The organism is Ulvibacter sp. MAR_2010_11 (genome assembly GCF_002813135.1).
Taxonomy (GTDB): Bacteria; Bacteroidota; Bacteroidia; order Flavobacteriales; family Flavobacteriaceae; genus Altibacter.
This window is the reverse complement of the sequence record NZ_PHTY01000001.1, coordinates 1,724,137-1,740,852: the sequence shown is the minus strand read 5'-3', so window position 1 is coordinate 1,740,852 and position 16,716 is coordinate 1,724,137. Positions and strand designations below refer to the sequence as shown.

Annotated in this window: 14 protein-coding genes; 8 read left to right on the top strand and 6 right to left on the bottom strand. The window is 38.2% G+C overall.

Annotation, left to right across the window (positions count from 1 at the left end; translation table 11 throughout):
- Positions 1 to 2 precede the first annotated feature (2 nt).
- The 7 genes from ATE92_RS08000 (at position 3) to rlmB (ending at position 9,779) form a co-directional block, all read left to right on the top strand.
- Positions 3 to 1,430 (top strand): RagB/SusD family nutrient uptake outer membrane protein, encoded by a 1,428-nt coding sequence (locus tag ATE92_RS08000; protein ID WP_100803206.1) that lies wholly within the window; start codon positions 3 to 5, stop codon positions 1,428 to 1,430.
- An 18-nt stretch (positions 1,431 to 1,448) separates the two neighbouring features.
- Positions 1,449 to 1,877, top strand: coding sequence for a hypothetical protein (locus ATE92_RS07995; protein WP_100803205.1), 429 nt, complete (start codon positions 1,449 to 1,451; stop codon positions 1,875 to 1,877).
- 241 nt (positions 1,878 to 2,118) lie between these two features.
- Positions 2,119 to 5,382, top strand: coding sequence for a SusC/RagA family TonB-linked outer membrane protein (locus tag ATE92_RS07990; protein ID WP_100803204.1), 3,264 nt, complete (start codon positions 2,119 to 2,121; stop codon positions 5,380 to 5,382).
- Between the two features lie 16 nt (positions 5,383 to 5,398).
- Positions 5,399 to 7,069, top strand: coding sequence for a SusD/RagB family nutrient-binding outer membrane lipoprotein (locus ATE92_RS07985; protein ID WP_198515606.1), 1,671 nt, complete (start codon positions 5,399 to 5,401; stop codon positions 7,067 to 7,069).
- 68 nt (positions 7,070 to 7,137) lie between these two features.
- A complete protein-coding gene (locus ATE92_RS07980; protein WP_157809588.1) occupies positions 7,138 to 7,683 on the top strand; it encodes a hypothetical protein in 546 nt (181 codons plus the stop codon).
- A 300-nt stretch (positions 7,684 to 7,983) separates the two neighbouring features.
- Positions 7,984 to 8,934 carry a T9SS type A sorting domain-containing protein gene (locus ATE92_RS07975; protein ID WP_100803201.1) on the top strand — a complete coding sequence of 317 codons (951 nt, stop codon included), beginning with the start codon at positions 7,984 to 7,986 and terminating at the stop codon, positions 8,932 to 8,934.
- A gap of 104 nt (positions 8,935 to 9,038) precedes the next feature.
- Positions 9,039 to 9,779: a 23S rRNA (guanosine(2251)-2'-O)-methyltransferase RlmB gene (gene rlmB / locus ATE92_RS07970; RefSeq protein WP_100803200.1), complete on the top strand. Its 741-nt coding sequence runs from the start codon at positions 9,039 to 9,041 to the stop codon at positions 9,777 to 9,779.
- Here the strand turns inward: rlmB and ATE92_RS07965 are convergent.
- Complete coding sequence (locus ATE92_RS07965; RefSeq protein ID WP_100803199.1) at positions 9,774 to 10,529, bottom strand: rhomboid family intramembrane serine protease; 756 nt, start codon at positions 10,527 to 10,529, stop codon at positions 9,774 to 9,776. The two genes, rlmB and ATE92_RS07965, sit on opposite strands and share 6 nt — an antisense overlap.
- A 91-nt stretch (positions 10,530 to 10,620) precedes the next feature.
- On the opposite strand from ATE92_RS07965, the gene ATE92_RS07960 reads away from it, so the two are divergent.
- Positions 10,621 to 11,898, top strand: a complete 1,278-nt coding sequence (locus ATE92_RS07960) for a replication-associated recombination protein A (protein WP_100803198.1) — start codon at positions 10,621 to 10,623, stop codon at positions 11,896 to 11,898.
- On the opposite strand, the gene ATE92_RS07955 is transcribed toward ATE92_RS07960, so the two are convergent.
- From ATE92_RS07955 to ATE92_RS07935, 5 genes are read right to left on the bottom strand one after another with little or no spacing between them, the layout of a single operon-like run.
- Positions 11,895 to 12,725, bottom strand: coding sequence for a hypothetical protein (locus tag ATE92_RS07955; protein WP_100803197.1), 831 nt, complete (start codon positions 12,723 to 12,725; stop codon positions 11,895 to 11,897). The two genes, ATE92_RS07960 and ATE92_RS07955, sit on opposite strands and share 4 nt — an antisense overlap.
- Complete coding sequence (locus ATE92_RS07950) at positions 12,722 to 14,137, bottom strand: DUF5723 family protein (RefSeq protein WP_100803196.1); 1,416 nt, start codon at positions 14,135 to 14,137, stop codon at positions 12,722 to 12,724. Before ATE92_RS07950 ends, ATE92_RS07955 begins: the two co-directional genes overlap by 4 nt.
- A 4-nt stretch (positions 14,138 to 14,141) precedes the next feature.
- Complete coding sequence (locus tag ATE92_RS07945) at positions 14,142 to 14,687, bottom strand: hypothetical protein (protein WP_100803195.1); 546 nt, start codon at positions 14,685 to 14,687, stop codon at positions 14,142 to 14,144.
- Positions 14,688 to 14,738: 51 nt separating this feature from the next.
- Complete coding sequence (locus ATE92_RS07940; protein WP_100803194.1) at positions 14,739 to 15,428, bottom strand: YjjG family noncanonical pyrimidine nucleotidase; 690 nt, start codon at positions 15,426 to 15,428, stop codon at positions 14,739 to 14,741.
- Positions 15,421 to 16,713 (bottom strand): polysaccharide deacetylase family protein, encoded by a 1,293-nt coding sequence (locus ATE92_RS07935; RefSeq protein WP_100803193.1) that lies wholly within the window; start codon positions 16,711 to 16,713, stop codon positions 15,421 to 15,423. The genes ATE92_RS07940 and ATE92_RS07935 overlap by 8 nt, the downstream gene beginning before the upstream one ends.
- Positions 16,714 to 16,716 lie beyond the last annotated feature (3 nt).

Here is a 16,716-nt window from a genome sequence, read left to right as displayed (position 1 = left end):
ACATGAAAAAATATATTTATAAATTAACAATTATTCTTCTTTTTGCAGGTGTTTTAGTCTCCTGTGACAAAGAACTGGACCAAGTTCCTTTTGACGGATTTGCATCAGACAATGCATTCGTGACTGCTCAGGATTTTGAAAATGGAATCCGTGGAGTATACTTAGGATTGATTCGAGGCGGATTTTACGGAAGCAGTGATGCAGGTTCGATGTTGAGTGCGCCGGATGTATTGTCTGACAATACAACTTTGGTGCCTACCAGCCGTAATACAAAACGTTTCTTACACGATTATAACTACAATGCATCCACAACAATGCTTACATTCTATCGTGATGTGTACGTAACGGTTTACCATGCAAATCAGGTGTTATTTTACGCTGAGTCATTTGAAGGAGAAAGCAAGGCAAATATCGTCGCCGAAGCCAAAGCATTAAGAGCCTTAGCGCATTTTAATTTGGTATCGGTTTATGGTAAAATTCCAACACAGTCAAGTGATGCGAATGGAAGTTTAGGTATTGCTTATGTAACTGAAGCAGACCCGAACATTCAACCGGCAAGAATGCCTGTTGGAGAAGTATACGGTATGATAGTTCAAGATCTTCTGGATGCAAGAGCAGGCATAAATCAAACAAATCCAGCAGGACGTATGGGTAAAGACGCTATAAACGTGTTATTATCGCGAGTATACTTATACATGGGTCAATGGCAGAATTCAATTGATGCAGCCAATGCTGTTACTACAGCTGTTGCACCTCGTGATGCAGTTGTAGGCGTATGGGAAGACACAAGTCAAGCCGGACTGGTATTTTACATCCCTAACGAAAGTCCAACCTTGGGTAACGCAATTGGTGTAACCTGGAGTCAGGGAGGTGTAAACAGTTTGATACCTGAATACGTGGCATCTTTACAACTAAATAACTTATATGCAAGTGATGATATTAGAGGTGAAGCCTATATTTTTGATGCATCCAGCGGAGGAATACCTTACAACGGTATCAAAAAATTATTTGCGCGTCCCGGTGGACAGCCAGGAGTTGTAGATTATAAGATCTTAAGAGCAGCCGAAGCATATTTAAACAAAGCGGAAGCCTACTTTAATATCGGTAATGAAACTGCTGCAAGACAAGCTTTGGATCAGGTTAGAACCAGAAGGTATCTTACACCGCCAAGTGGTGAAACGGGAACTGCTCTAAGAGATGCAATTCGTTTGGAAAGAAGACTTGAATTCGCTTTCGAATATCAGCGTTTCTTCGACTTGAAAAGATGGAATTTACCTGTTCAAAGAACAAATGCAGGGTATATTGCAGATGGATCAGGAACGCCATCGGATGTGTTGACATTGGCTGCAGGAAGTAACAAGTTTCAACTTCCAATAGCTCAGGAATCATTAGATGCAAACCCTAGTTTGCAACAAAACCCCGGATACTAATTCTAAAAATTAAGACAGATGAAAAAAATATATATATTATTAACTTTAGTTTTATCCGCCTTAGTGGTAACATCATGTAGTGAATCATACGATGAGTATGAAACTGATCGTGGTGCTACTATCGGATTTACGTTTGGAGAACTTGAATTACCGTTGCCTCCGGGAGCATCGGCTAATATTCCGGTTACTTACTTCGTCACGACAGTGTCTGATGTAGATAGAACCTTTCAGGTGGTTGTTGATTCAGCAAATTCAGATTTAACATCAGATAATTATTCGTTTGATGCCGATGTTGTAATTCCAGCCAATATGCGTAGAGGTACTATGTTTATTACCCTTACAAATAATTCGGCTCCTTCTGATTATGCTACAGCAGTTTTTATTTTTCAGGAAACTGCAGATGTCACTTCCGGAAAGTCGGCGGTTCTAAAATTAAAGACACCGTAATTCAATGAGATAACAATTGTTATTCAATATTTCAACAAAAAGCATCTATACTCTTATAGGTGCTTTTTTTTTGGAATAGCTCCAAGGAATTTTAATGTTCCTCACATTTCTTACATGTTGCACATAACTCTTCACAACGTTAACACATCGTTAAAAAAAAACTAAATTTTAAGTTTAAAAAGTTGTGTATTTAACTTTTTATTGTGATTTTTGGCATTGGCTAATTCAAATAAATTATAAAATGAGAACAAAGTTTAGTGGAATTTTAACGCTATTGCTAGCGTTTGTAGTGCAACTCACGTTCGCACAAGAAAAAACAATCTCTGGATCGGTGACAGATAATACTGGCCTTCCGCTACCTGGAGTGAATATTGTTGTAAAAGGCACAAGCAACGGTACACAAACAGATTTTGACGGTAACTACAGCATTCAAACAGCTATAGGTCAAACTCTTGTGTATAGTTATGTTGGCTTTACGACAATAGAGCGACCTGTTACGGCCGCGACTAATTCTATTAGTGTTCAGCTTCAAGAAGATGCTGCAGTACTGGAAGAAGTTGTTGTAACAGCATCAGGTATTAAAAAGGAAAAGAAAGCTCTTGGGTATGCGGTTTCTTCGGTAAAAGAAGAAGCTATTAAAGATAATCCCGAGACCGACTTAACTCGTATCCTTAGCGGTAAATCTGCAGGTATAGACATTACAACACAAAATGGTCTATCCGGTTCAGCAAACAAAGTTATTATTCGAGGGATGAACTCTTTCTCCGGAGATAACAACGCACTTTACGTTATTGACGGTGTACCTTATAGTAATGATACCAACGCAGCAGGAAGTTTTGTTGACGGTAACATGGGAACCAGTAGATCATTTGATATCGATCCAAGTAATATTGAAAACATTGATATTCTAAAAGGATTAGCTGCTACTACCCTATATGGTACTGAAGGTAGAAATGGTGTAATCCTTATTACTACTAAAACGGGTAGTTCAAAGAACCTTGCCTCTAAGCAAGAAGTTGAGCTTTCATCTTCTTACTTTTTTAACGAAGTGGCGTCTCTGCCCGATTATCAAAATAAATATGGTGGTGGTTTTGACCAAGCATACGGATTATTTTATAGTAACTGGGGACCTGGTTTCTATAAAGACGGCGTAGGTGGCTGGGGTGCATTTGTTGATGACACCAATACTGATGTAAACAAACCTTATAATTCTGACGGTACTTTACCTCACCCTTACTCAACTTCAGCTTATTTAGCATCAAATTTCCCTGACTTTCAAGCTCAATTTGAAGGACTAAGATATAAGTGGGAGCCACAAAACTCGGTTGAGAGATTCTTTAAGACCGGTACTGTAGCTTCATTTGCTGCAAACATTAGAGGAAGAAGTGAAGACAACAAGTACAATTACGGGATGTCTTTCGCTCACGTTAGTGACGAAGGATTTACTCCCGGAAACGAAGTGGATAGAAGCAATTTAACCGTTTCAGGTGGAGCGCAACTATCAAATAAGATAAATGTAAGAGGATCTTTAAACTACACATTAACTAATTTAAAAACCCCTCCTGTTTCTGCCAGTTTTGGTAGTAGTATTTTCGGGTCAGGATCTTCTGTATTCGGTGATTTATTGTATACTCCTAGAAGTATCGATTTCTTTAGCCTTCCTTTCGAAGCACCGGATGGTAGTAGTATCTACTATAGAGATGATAACGCAATTCAGCATCCTTTATGGACTGTAAAAAATTCGAGATTTGCCCAAAAGGTAAATCGTGTTAACGGATTTGGTGCGATAGATTTCAACATTACTGATAACTTAAACCTGTCGTATCAAGCGAGTGTGGATACTTATTCTGAAGATAACATTAACCGTCAAAATAAAGGTGGTGTAACGGGTGTAGCTTTAACCGATAGTGGTTTCTATTCTACATACAACAACGCGAATACCATTTTTGACCATAAAGTTGTTTTAAGCGGAAGTAACTATTCGATGTTAAACGACAATTTAACAATCGATTTCTTAGCCGGGGCAACCTCTAGAAGTACAGATTACAACAGAATTGGTGTTACAAGTTATGGACAACAAGTATTCGACTTCTTTGATCACGGTGGTTTCTCAAGTAGTAACCCAATCGAATTTCACCAAAAAAGAAACATATTAGGTTTATACGGTCAAGTAGGATTCGACATTAAGCGTTTCTTTTACGTGAACTTTGCAGGTCGTAATGACTGGGTGTCAAATGCTGTTAACAATAGTTTATTCTATCCTTCTGCCAGTGTATCGTTTATTCCAACTTCAGCCTTCCCTGGACTTAAGTCGGATGGAGGAATCAACTACTTAAAATTAAGAGCCGGTTACGGGACCTCTGCTAACTTTTCAACAGGATATCCTACAGTTACAAATGTAGTATTGAATGCTCAAAGCTGGTTGGATTCTAATAATAACTTTATTACATCAAATACAACCAACAGTACTATTGGAAATACAAACATTAAGCCTGAACTTTTCTCAGAATTAGAGTTTGGTGTTGAAGCCAATTTATTTCAGAGAGTTCGTTTAGACTTCTCATATTACACCAGAACAACCAACGATTTGATTATTCAAGATCAAAAAATTGCGTTGAGTACAGGTGCTTCAACTACCGATACCAATATTGGTGAAATTAAATCTGACGGTATTGAAGTTGATTTAGGAATCGACATTATAAAAAGTGATGGATTTAACTGGAACTTTAATGTAAACTTTACTAAGAGTGAAAGTGAAGTTACCGATCTTGGTCAGGACACCGAGTTAATTATTTATGAAGGATTTACAAACCTTGGTAATGGTGCCAGAGTTGGATACCCACTAGGTTCTATGTTTGGAGCGCGTATTGCGAGAGACGAAAATGGAAACTTACTTGTAGATGGAGCCGGTAACTATTTATCGGAAGATATTGACGAGGACGGCTTACTTCCTTTTATTGGTGATCCAAACCCGGATTTCATAATGAACTACTCGAATACTTTCTCTTATAAGGGACTTTCGTTAAACGTTGCTGTTGGTCATACTTCAGGAGGAGATATGTATTCAGTAACTATAGCTTCATTAATGGGTCGTGGTTTAACTACCGACACTGAAGATCGTTTATCTACTTACATTCTACCGGGTGTGAATTCAACTACAGGACTACCTAATACTGTCCAAATTAATAACTCAAATTTCTATTTTGACAATGGATTTGCGAGCCCTGCCGATGAGCTGTCAATTTATGACGCATCTGTAGTGAGACTTAGAGAAGTTTCTTTAGGATATTCATTACCATCAAAATTATTAGAAAAGACTCCTTTCGGTAAAATTGTTATCAAAGCAAGTGGATACAACTTATGGTATGACGCTTATAACACTCCAGAAGGGATTAATTTTGATCCAAACGTATCCGGTCTAGGTGCCGGTAACGGACAAGGTTTTGAGTTCTTAACAGGACCTAGTAGTAAAAGATATGGTTTCAGCGTAAATGCTACATTCTAATATAAAAAAAAAGACAATGAAAAAATTAAATAAAATCTCAATATTATTTTTTCTACTTCTTGGAATCACATTTACTTCATGTGAAACCACAGATTTAGATTTACTGGATGATCCAAACCAAATTACCCTGGACAAGGCGGATTTGGAGCGTTATATGGTTGCAATACAGCTTGATTTCAAGGATTTTGCAAGACTTATGGGTAGTAATGGTTCTCAATTAGTACGAATCGATTATATGTTTGGTAGAACCTATGCCAATAACTTCGCCCCGGAAAACACAAATACCGAGTGGGCCATTGCATATCAGGGAATGTTCTCAGATATGAAAAATGCGGAAGCAATTGCTACAGAAATTGAAGCGAATAAGCACATTGGAGTAATGAAAATAATAAAAGCATATACTCTCTTGACTTTGGTAGATTTCTATGGTGATATTCCATTATCGGAAGCAACGCAACCTGCCGAGTTTCCAAATCCACAGGCCGATGACGATGCTGCAGTTTATGCTGCCGCTTTAGCTATGTTGGACGAAGGAATTTCATTCTTAAACCAGGATGGGCTTGGAATGGACATCGACTTTTACTATAACAATGATTTCTCAAAGTGGATTAGATTTGCAAACTCAGTAAAATTAAATGCTTACACGAATACTCGTAAAGTAGATGGGGAAGCAATGAATAAATTCAACGCAATCATCAATAGTGGAAATTACATTTCCTCTACTGCAGATGATTTACAGTTTAGATACGGTACAAACTATCTAACTACTCCGGATACAAGACACCCTGCTTACAGAGCAGATTATAACGTGAGTGGTGCAGGTAATTACAGATCTAACTGGTTAATGGATGTAATGTACGAGAATGATGATCCAAGAAGAAGATACTACTTCTATAGACAACATATTTGTACTCCTAACAGTACCGGTGCAGACGGAGTGCCATGTGCTTCAGATCAACAACGTTTGTTCTGTTCAACGCAAGCCAGACCACCACACTACCCATCATCAATGGTATTCTGTAGTGTAGACGGAGGATACTGGGGTAGAGATCATGGAAATGCTGAAGGAATTCCACCAGACTCATTTAGAAGAACTGCTGTAGGTGTATACCCTGCTGCCGGAAATTTCGATGATAACAGATTTTCTACTGTTGGTCTTGAACAAGGTGGTCAAGGAGCCGGGATTGTACCGATTATGTTAGCATCATGGATAGATTTAATGCGTGCTGAAATGGCCATGGCCAATAACAACTCTTCTGGTGCAAATACTTTGATGCAAAGTGCAATGCAGAAATCGATTGCTAAAGTACAAAGTTTTGGCTCATTGGATCCAGATGCAGATTTAAGTATGGCGCCTAGTGCAGGTGATGTTTCAGCTTACATTGCAGGAGTAGGTGCAGCATTTACTGCAGCAAGTACTGAAGGAAAGTGGAATATTTTAGCGACTCAAAATTTTATCGCTCATTATGGAAACGGTATCGAGTCTTATAACTTCTACAGAAGAACAGGATATCCTACATCCTTACAATTTAACATAGAGCAAAGTCCGGGAAGTTTCGTTAGATCATTCTTTTACCCGGCCGATGAAGCGAATACGAACAGTAGTATTCAGCAAAAGCCGAATGTACAAGTTCAAGTATTTTGGGATAATAACCCTGCGTTTCCTGCATTCCCTGTGGCTAACTAATTTTAAAACTAATAATTATGAAAAATATATTTAAATCATTCTTAATTGGATTAGTACTTCTGGGATCAATGGTATCCTGTGAAGACAGCACCCTTCCAATTGACACATTATATAACGAAGTAGATACTTCTCAAGGAATTATAAGAACTTTAGTTTTTCCTGCAAATCTGGTAGCATTAACTCCTGGTCCTTCAAATAGAAAAACCTCGATTGATATGTTACTTGAGGTTCAGGAAGGTGATGGTTCATCAAATTCATTTATTGAAGTAAGAGTATTTACAGCTCTTTATCAAGATCAGGACTTATTATTACCTACTGAAGATAGTCAAGGTAACCCTATTCCTGAAGTATTGAACAGAACACTTCCTGCTTCCGAGTGGACTCCAAGTGAATTTAATATGTTACCATCGTATCTACTTGAAATGTCTACACAATCGATTGTAGATTTATTTCCTGATGCTCAATTAACCACTCCAACCTTTGTTGCAACTCGCTTGGAGTTAGTGATGGGAGACGGAACCGTTATTACGAATACAGGCGTAGGTGGATCGGTAGCCACAGGAGCTTACCATAATGCTCCATTCTTGTACAAGACTATTTTCCTTCCTAATTAATTAGGAAAAAAATACAAAAGTGCTTACAACCAAAACGGGAATTCTTAATCGAATTCCCGTTTTACTTTTTATATGTTGCAAATGAACGTGCATCTAACAAAAACCAAATAAACGTTATGAAAATGATGGACGGGAAAAACTAAATTCCTAACTTCTAATAATTTACACTAAAGCTCATCAAATGAATGAATAAAAGGTCTGCTAGGTGTAGAAAAAACAAATTTATTTTGAAACTTTACCGAGGATATTCAAAAAATATTTGTAAATTTGATTCTTATTAATATAAAAAAATTATAAATCATGAAAAAAAATTATTTTTTAGCAGCATTGTTCTCTTTCGCTATGATTGGTGCAAATGCTCAGTTTGCAATGGATGACATGGAGTCTTACGGTGGTGGTAACACACCTATTTTACAAGACCATTGGGGTTCATGGGATGGTACTGCCGGTACAGCTATGTTCTCTTCTAATGCACATGCACAAAGTGGATCTTTATCAGGATATGTTGATGGTTCAACTACTATGGATCCTCTTTTATTATTAGGAGACAAGATTTTTGGAAGCTGGGGTGTAAAGTTTTCTATGTACATTCCTTCTGGTAAAGTTGGATATTGGAACCTACAAGGTCAGGAAACTCCTGGTATCCAGTGGGTAGTCGGTAACATTTATTTTGGAAACTCTGGTATTGGTGGAGACACAGAAACAGATGGTAGAATCGACATGAGTACTGGTGACGAAACTGATGATTTCACCTTTACATTTCCTAAGGATCAGTGGTTCACTGTTATCATGAACTTTGATTTTAACGCTGGTGCAGGTGCTTCTACTTGGACATTGTGGGTTGATAATGCAGAGGTTGTTGCTCCTGGTACTCCTTTTGCTGATGGAACCGGTGTTTATGCTCAAGCTTTAGGTGCTATTAACTTATATTCTTTATCAACTGATAACGAAATGTATGTTGATGATGTAGAGTATATCAATGATTTCTATCCAGATCCAAATCTTGGAATTGGTGACTTAAATGCCAAAGGATTCGCTGCATATCCAAACCCTGTAAGTAACGTATTGAATTTGAGAGCTAACGAAGAAATTTCTTCTGTTGCTATCTTCAACGTTCTTGGTCAGCAAGTATACAACGCTAAAGTAAACGCTTTAAACTCTACAATCGATATGTCTAGCTACGCAAGTGGTGCATATTTTGTAAAAGTTAATGTAAGTGGTACTGAAGGTATCGTTAAGATTGTTAAATAAGTAAAACTTATTTAAAATAGTATTAAGAGGCAGTTTTTAACTGCCTCTTTTTTATTTACTACATTTGCCAAAATAAATCGATTCAAGAACAGGATACCTAACTAATGACTAAAAAGGAAGCAACCATTTTCGGAATTTACCCAATTCAAGAAGCCTTGAGCTCCGAAGTAATTATAGATAAACTATATGTTCAAAAGGGAATTGACAATCCAAAAATAGATGCAATTGTAAAGACATTGGAGCATAAAGAAGCTTCTATCTCCTTTGTGCCCATTGAAAAACTTAATAAACTTACCCATGGGAATCACCAGGGAATTGTAGCCGTCACTTCTCCAATAGCTTTCAGTTCTCTTGAAGAAATTGTTGAAAAAGTATTGCTTGCAAAAAAGCAACCGCTTTTTTTAATTTTAGATCAAATTAGCGATGTTCGTAATTTTGGCGCCATTCTTCGTACTGCCGAATGTACCGGCGTGGATGCCGTAATTATTCAGAAAAAAGGAGGAGCTCCTATTACCGGGGATACTGTGAAAACATCGGCAGGAGCCATCTTTAAAATTCCAATTTGTAAAGTAGATCATATTAAGGATGCTCTGTTTTATCTTCAGGGATCGGGAATTAGCATTGTTGCCGCCACCGAAAAAGCAAAAAAAAATGTCTTTGATTTAGATCTAAAGAAACCGCTTGCGTTTATATTGGGCTCTGAAGGAAAAGGTGTATCTACCTCGGTATTAAATCTCGTTGATGAAAAAGCAGCCCTTCCCCTACTTGGTGAAATAAACTCACTGAATGTATCGGTTGCATGTGGTGCTTTTTTGTATGAAGTAGTGCGTCAACAACAGCTATAAGGTATTTTCATCTTCATTTAGTCCCTCTTTCTTATAGGTATAGGTAATTCTAACTTTAGGTATTTCCTCTGTAGTTTCAGTCTCCGGAAGTTTTTCTATAAAATTGCCATCCTCATCAAAATGTTTTAAAAACGGGTCATTATCCGGTTCGTAATCCTCTTGCTCCCATATGTACTTTTTATTTTCAATGGGATTGGACCTAAAAATAAACGCAAATAACAAACCAACTACAAAACCAGATAAATGTCCTTCCCATGAAATTTTCGGATCTATTGGAAAAAGATACCACAACAGACTCCCGTATAAAAACACCACCACAAACGCCAATGCAGTCAATTGGTATTGCTTTGAAAAGATCCCTTTAAAACATAAAAAAGCGGCCAACATATACACTACTCCGCTGGCTCCTATATGCAAGGCAGGTCTGCCTATAAGCCAGGTTAATATTCCTGTAAACAAAAGCCCCAATAACAGCACCTTCCAGCGAATACTTCGGTAAAAGTAAAATAATGCTGTGGTCAATACCAGCATGGGGACCGAATTATTAAAAAGATGCTTTAAACTGGAATGAATAAAGGGCCCCAATACAATCCCCTGAAGACCTTCAATTTTCTGAGGATAAATTCCCAGAAAATTTAAATTCCATCCAAAACGAATTTCGGCCCAAAAAAAGACCCACATGAGCATCACAAACAATAAGGGATACCCAATAACCTCGGTTGAAAAATATAGTGCTTTGTTTTTTGACATACAGGTTCCTATTCAAAAAGTAGTCCCAAAGGTAAATGTATGATAAATTGTCAGTAGACCGAAAGGTTAAAAAGTGTAATTTTATGCTCTTATGAGCGCACCCTTAGCAGAACGTATTCGACCTACCACGATGGCAGACTATTTGAGTCAGCAACATCTGGTTGGGTCTAATGGTGCCTTAACATCCCAACTTACTTCCGGCAGTATTTCTTCCATGATTCTTTGGGGACCTCCGGGAACAGGGAAGACAACTTTGGCCCATATTATCGCTTTGGAGTCCGGAAGGCCTTTTTATACACTTAGCGCTGTTGACAGCGGGGTGGCTGCCGTGCGTGAGGTAATTGAGCGCGCTAAAAAAAGTGACACGCTATTTTCAACAAAAAACCCTATTCTATTTATCGATGAGATTCATAGGTTTAGCAAATCACAGCAAGATTCCTTATTGGGCGCAGTCGAAAAAGGTTGGATTACATTAATAGGTGCTACCACAGAGAATCCCAGTTTTGAGGTGATTCCTGCTTTGCTCTCCCGCTGTCAGGTATATGTTTTGAAAGCCTTTAGTAAAACCGATTTAGAAGCGCTTTTAAGCCGTGCAATTGAAAAAGACGCTGTACTTAGCCGAAAAAAGGTAAACCTCAAGGAAACGGAAGCTATTATACGCCTTTCGGGAGGGGATGCCCGAAAATTATTGAATATTTTGGAGTTGGTAGTGCTTTCTGAAGAAAAGGAGACTATTACAGTTACCAATGCACTAGTGCAGCAAAAAGTACAAAAGAATACCGTCCTGTACGACAAAACCGGAGAACAGCATTACGACATTGTTTCGGCGTTTATAAAATCGATTCGCGGGAGTGATCCTAACGCAGCTGTTTATTGGCTCGCTCGTATGATTGAAGGTGGCGAAGACGTAAAATTTATTGCGCGCAGACTGGTCATATTAGCTTCTGAAGATATTGGGAATGCCAACCCTACTGCTCTAGTATTAGCAAACAACACATTTCAGGCTGTGAATACCATTGGTTATCCTGAAGCACGTATCATTTTAAGTCAGTGTGCCATTTATCTGGCAACTTCTCCAAAAAGCAATGCTTCCTATACTGCCATCAAAGAAGCGCAGCAAATTGTCAGGCAAACGGGCGATTTATCGGTACCGCTCTCTATACGCAACGCACCTACTAAACTGATGAAGGAATTGGGCTATGGAGCAGAATATGAATATGCCCATAATTATGAAGGTAATTTTGTGCCGCACGAATTTCTTCCCGAAGAGATTAAAGGAACCACATTCTACAAACCGGGTAACAACCCCAAAGAAAGTAACCTAAAAAATTACTTGCAGAAACTTTGGAGTGATAAGTATGATTTTTAGCGAACGATAGTATATACTTCCGAGCTTTCTTGTTTCTGAATGGTCAGGTTTTGAGAGGCATCAAAAGACGCTTTATAAATATTTTCTGAAGTGTCTGTGAAAAATACTTTCGATGCATTTTGAATTTCAATTTTTCCCAGGAGTAATAACCCATCCGAAGTGGTAGTAGATTCTTCGTACAGAGAATAGCCTTCAGGAGTTTTACGAAGTAAAAATGATTTTCCTTTAAAGGAATAACTTGAAAATTTGGTTTGAGGCAAATTCGATTTTTGCAAAACTTCAGCATTGACACGACTTTCCTTTTCAACTGTTATGGGGATTTCAGCAGTTTCTATTACTTCTTTCTTTACTGGTGCTATTTTCACGCTCTCTTCTGATGTAGCTTCGGAGTTAAAATATACGATTTCCTTTTGCTGAACACCGAGTGCTTCTATACCCTTAAATGCCTTTCGCACTGCATCCTGATAGGCTTTTTTGAATTCTTTAAACTTACTGACACCTTCCGGGCTTCGGTATATTTCAAGACCGTCACAATCACGCAGCACAATACTGAATTTCGTTTTTAAAAAAGAATTACCTCTGTCTAAATCGGCATACAAACCATCACAACGCTTGGCATCGGGGACTTCACTCATAAAAAACGCATGAAAACCATGTTTATTGAATAAAAATTTTGTGATGGAATTGAGTTGATATTTATCCTTTTCATTTAAAAATTCAAACTGATCCGGCACAACCACGTAGCTGTAATCGTTCAAGCTTTTTTGAGAAAAACCTTCTGTGTATATGCTAAATAAAAGAAAAATTACGATAAATATCTTTTTCATTCTTCGTCAATTTTTATGTTAAGACCCAATTGTAAAGATACACTTTTTGCTTTTGCCAGATTTCCGTAGCGAAGCAAATTATCGGCCGCAACATAAAAATTAAATTTTCCAATATCTGCGGTAACTCCCAACCCTACATTTGAATAGGAATAAGGATCTACCGTGTAGGTGGCTTTCGCTGAAACAAATTCGGTCAAGCGTCTGTAATAAAATAATGTTCCTGCTGTTTGTGGTAATTTTGGTCTGAAAATACTGTACACCTGAAGTCCAACAGACTGGTTACGGTCTACACCCCCGCCTCCGTTTCTACAGTCGCAATCTCCTCCCCGACCTACAGCCTTACCAAATTTATAGGTGAGTCCGCCATTTACTTTTAAAGGACGCATTTGCGTATAGCCGTTGTGTAATGTATCGATTGGGATTTCTCGTTCAATTTCGTCTTCAAGATTATCGTAATACGGAAAAGTGGATTCTCCATCACTTAAGGGAGGGAAAATAAGCTCAATACCATTTAAAGTATAGGTGCCTGTGGCTTGATAGGTTTCTACGTCTTTGGAATGAAAAACAGCTCCTAGATCCAGTAAACTACCGCTTACAGTCCAATTGTTATTAATATCGTAGGTTGCTCCCAGGTCAACTCCTATTCCTAAGTTTCCTCCAAAAAACGCCCTTCCCAATATTTCGCTTGTCACCTGTGAGGCTCCATCTAATTCCCGTAAGGAAGCATAGCCCGAGGTCTCAACGGTCACATTGGCATTTTGAACAGTATGCTCATAAATATTCACTGTACCATCCCCCAATCGCGTGACAAATGTTCCGCTGTTGTTTGTGCTTCGGTAGCTAAACATACTGGAATATAATTTTGCACGAAGTCCTACGGTAAGTTTTTTGGTAATTTGCTTGTTCGCTCCAAAATGATACACTGTCATCAAATCTCCGGTGGTGTTCAATTCTCCAAGATCGAATTCGTAATCCAGATAGTCACGGTTTCCTTCCCATGCTAAGATTGCCAAATCTCTGGGGAAATAGAAAATAAAATCGAATTCCTGATACAATCCTCCCGAGAAATATATTTCATTTTTTGCCCTCCATCCAAAATTAATTAATTCCAGTTGCTGGGTAGCTGTGAAGAAATCGGTGTTCTTCATTTCAAAAATCTTATTCCGAATTCGTGTATTAATATCTACATTGGACTGACCAAAAATATCATAGGCAGAAACGCCTGAAGATCCTATGTTTAAATGCAATTGTGACAGAAAAGGGACACCGAAATGCATTTTTTGAGGGACTTTACTCCCCGGATTGAGCAATAAGGCTTGTGGAATTTCTTCTACCCCGTAAATAAGCTGCTTATTTTGAGCAATAGTTGTCGATCCCCAGAGGGCAAGTATAGTTAATAACAGATTTCGCATGGTATTAAAATTCCAGGTAGTAAGTGGTTTTAGATTGCAGATTCAGGGCTCCCTCGAGTGTTTCATTGGAGGAAGGGATGGTAACAGAAACCACTACTTTTGAGGCTTGGGTAAGCTGTAAAATTTCATCTCCTTCTACATTTTCAACAAATTCGGTGATTACCGGACTTTCAATCGTTCCTTGGTTTACAGCCGTTTGGGTAGTGTAGGTGGTGTCGTTTCCTTCGTTTAAAAACTGAAAATCGACTAAAAAATCTCTGGAAATACTATTGGTAAACTTGAAATAAAACTCGGCCCGCAACAAACTTTCCTGAATTTGTGCATCATCGAGAAAACGAATTTCAGTAGTATCCCGAACGGTGAGTCTTGGAGTATTGCTTATGGTGTCGAAAAAATCGCCTGCGACTACATTAAAGTGAATTAAATCTAATTCTACAACGGGGGTTAGAGCAATATCTTCTGCCTGATCAAAATCGGTATCTTTTATGCAGGAGAGAAACAGTAGGCTTGTAAAAACCACCACAAAGGGCATTGTTAGGTTTTTCTTCATGATTAGGGGATTGTTAGTGTAATTAACGCAGCTTATACGTTAATATTATGATTACAAATGCTTTTTAATATCAGGCAAATTATAAACAACCCTATATTTTGAAGGAACTTCGTCGTTTCGGTAGTTATAAAAAAGTGTGTGCATCCCTACCGCTTCCGCTCCCAAAATATCGGCTTCAAAGGTATCTCCAATCATTAAACTTTGCTTGGGTGTTACAGACGCCTTTTCCATTGCCTTTTTGAATATAACAGGATTAGGCTTCTTTAACCCTACCTCCTCCGAAGTAGTAATTGTCTTAAAATAGTTGGAGATGCCGCTATTCCTGAGTTTTAAATTCTGAACTTCGTGAAATCCGTTGGTAATAATGTGTAATATATATTTTTCAGATAAATATTCTAGAACCTCTATTGTGCCTTCAAAAAGATGATTGTCTATTGGCAACTCATCGATATAGGATTCGGCCAGCAAATCGATTTCATCCAAAGGGAATTCCATCTTAAAATGTGTAAAAGCTTCTATAAGTCTTCCTCTCCGCAACTCTTCCTTTGTCACTCGTTCTTCCCTAAACAATTTCCAGTATGCAAAATTAATAGGTTCGTAGGCCTTGATAAAACCGGTGAGATCCAAATTTATATTGTGCTTCAGAAAAACTCGTTGAAATGCAAGCATGGAGTTTCTGTCGAAATCCCAAAGTGTATGATCTAAATCAAAAAATATATCGGTTATTTTGGCCTTATTCATTTGGGTGTAATTTTTCGGAAAACAAGCTGCGCCAAACATCATTTGCCGGTAAGGGTGAAAAATCTCTGTTAGAAAACAACATTGAAAAAGTGCCGTTTACCTGTTCTACCGCAATCATTAACTGAGCAACGGTTTTGGAGATATCGGAAGCATAACGACTTTTAAACGCAGAAGTTGTCACAACAACCGGATGAATAATTAACGGGGTTTTTATCTCGTAATCCAGGTCGTAAAATAAAAACGGAGTACAGGTTCCGGCTCTAAAGCCCGGCGTATTCTCATAGACCATGGTAAAATCACTCTTTATCTCCAATTCTACAAGATTTCTATAGGTTTCGGGTAAATTAACCAGAAACTGAGAATTAAATGAATGTTTTACATCGCGGTTTATGATATCCTGCATACGCAGTTTTTCCTTTTTCAATGAATCGTATTCCGGTAAGGAACTGTAAGAGAAAATAAGTCCGACATCCTTATAATCGGCTACATATTTCAGCAACAATTTAAATTTTTGTCTGTTGGAATTAATACTTTCGTCGAATACCAATGCGTCTCCCAGCATAAAGAAAACAGATAGTTTATTCCGACTTTTCTTTGTCGCATTGATAATCCATTGAAAGGTATCGAAGGGGTCGGATCTGGTTCCTGAAATCACTGCGGTGCGCTCGACCATTCTTCTAAAGCGGAACTTCGAAAAATCTTTCGAATACCCTACCAAGGAGCGAAGGGCGCCACGTTGTCTAAACGCGTAAGGCTCACCTGCGTTTATCACAGAGTGGATTGTCATTTCTTTTTTTGGAAATAACAAGTGTGGAAAGCTATTGACCAATATAGTTTTAAACTTATAGGCCCAGATATCTATAACCGGCTGATGCAAAAAGTTATGCATAAATCCGAGGCTTTCACTTGCAGGAAAATGGCCGAGTGCATCTTTTACATGAGGAAGGTATTCCTCGTACCTGCTGAGTAAATAAAATCCGGCCGCAAAAATATCGAACGGCAACATACTTTTCTCGGAGGTGGCGAAAAAACATTTTGTTTCTTCCCACTCTTTCACAAGGATGGTTTCGCTTTCAAAACCCTGCTGCGTGAGGAGTCCGTTACTTTGTATAAATAATTCGTTTCCTAAGGGTTGCTTGCCATACGACAGTTTAGGGCCCTCGTATGAAATAAATTCTTCGAGGGTTAAAGTAAAAGTAACTTCTATCCCCAGGATACGCGTACAGACATGCTTAAAAATATAGGTAATCCTAGGCGTTATTTTCTGAGTGTATATTAAAAGCATAAG

Excerpts from the sequence above, each read along its gene's own strand:
- ATE92_RS08000 (WP_100803206.1), top strand. The coding sequence starts at position 3 with ATGAAAAAATATATTTATAAATTAACAATTATTCTTCTTTTTGCAGGT.
- ATE92_RS07995 (WP_100803205.1), top strand. The coding sequence starts at position 1,449 with ATGAAAAAAATATATATATTATTAACTTTAGTTTTATCCGCCTTAGTG.
- ATE92_RS07990 (WP_100803204.1), top strand. The coding sequence starts at position 2,119 with ATGAGAACAAAGTTTAGTGGAATTTTAACGCTATTGCTAGCGTTTGTA.
- ATE92_RS07985 (WP_198515606.1), top strand. The coding sequence starts at position 5,399 with ATGAAAAAATTAAATAAAATCTCAATATTATTTTTTCTACTTCTTGGA.
- ATE92_RS07980 (WP_157809588.1), top strand. The coding sequence starts at position 7,138 with ATGGTATCCTGTGAAGACAGCACCCTTCCAATTGACACATTATATAAC.
- ATE92_RS07975 (WP_100803201.1), top strand. The coding sequence starts at position 7,984 with ATGAAAAAAAATTATTTTTTAGCAGCATTGTTCTCTTTCGCTATGATT.
- rlmB (WP_100803200.1), top strand. The coding sequence starts at position 9,039 with ATGACTAAAAAGGAAGCAACCATTTTCGGAATTTACCCAATTCAAGAA.
- ATE92_RS07965 (WP_100803199.1), bottom strand. The coding sequence starts at position 10,529 with ATGTCAAAAAACAAAGCACTATATTTTTCAACCGAGGTTATTGGGTAT.
- ATE92_RS07960 (WP_100803198.1), top strand. The coding sequence starts at position 10,621 with ATGAGCGCACCCTTAGCAGAACGTATTCGACCTACCACGATGGCAGAC.
- ATE92_RS07955 (WP_100803197.1), bottom strand. The coding sequence starts at position 12,725 with ATGAAAAAGATATTTATCGTAATTTTTCTTTTATTTAGCATATACACA.
- ATE92_RS07950 (WP_100803196.1), bottom strand. The coding sequence starts at position 14,137 with ATGCGAAATCTGTTATTAACTATACTTGCCCTCTGGGGATCGACAACT.
- ATE92_RS07945 (WP_100803195.1), bottom strand. The coding sequence starts at position 14,687 with ATGAAGAAAAACCTAACAATGCCCTTTGTGGTGGTTTTTACAAGCCTA.
- ATE92_RS07940 (WP_100803194.1), bottom strand. The coding sequence starts at position 15,428 with ATGAATAAGGCCAAAATAACCGATATATTTTTTGATTTAGATCATACA.
- ATE92_RS07935 (WP_100803193.1), bottom strand. The coding sequence starts at position 16,713 with ATGCTTTTAATATACACTCAGAAAATAACGCCTAGGATTACCTATATT.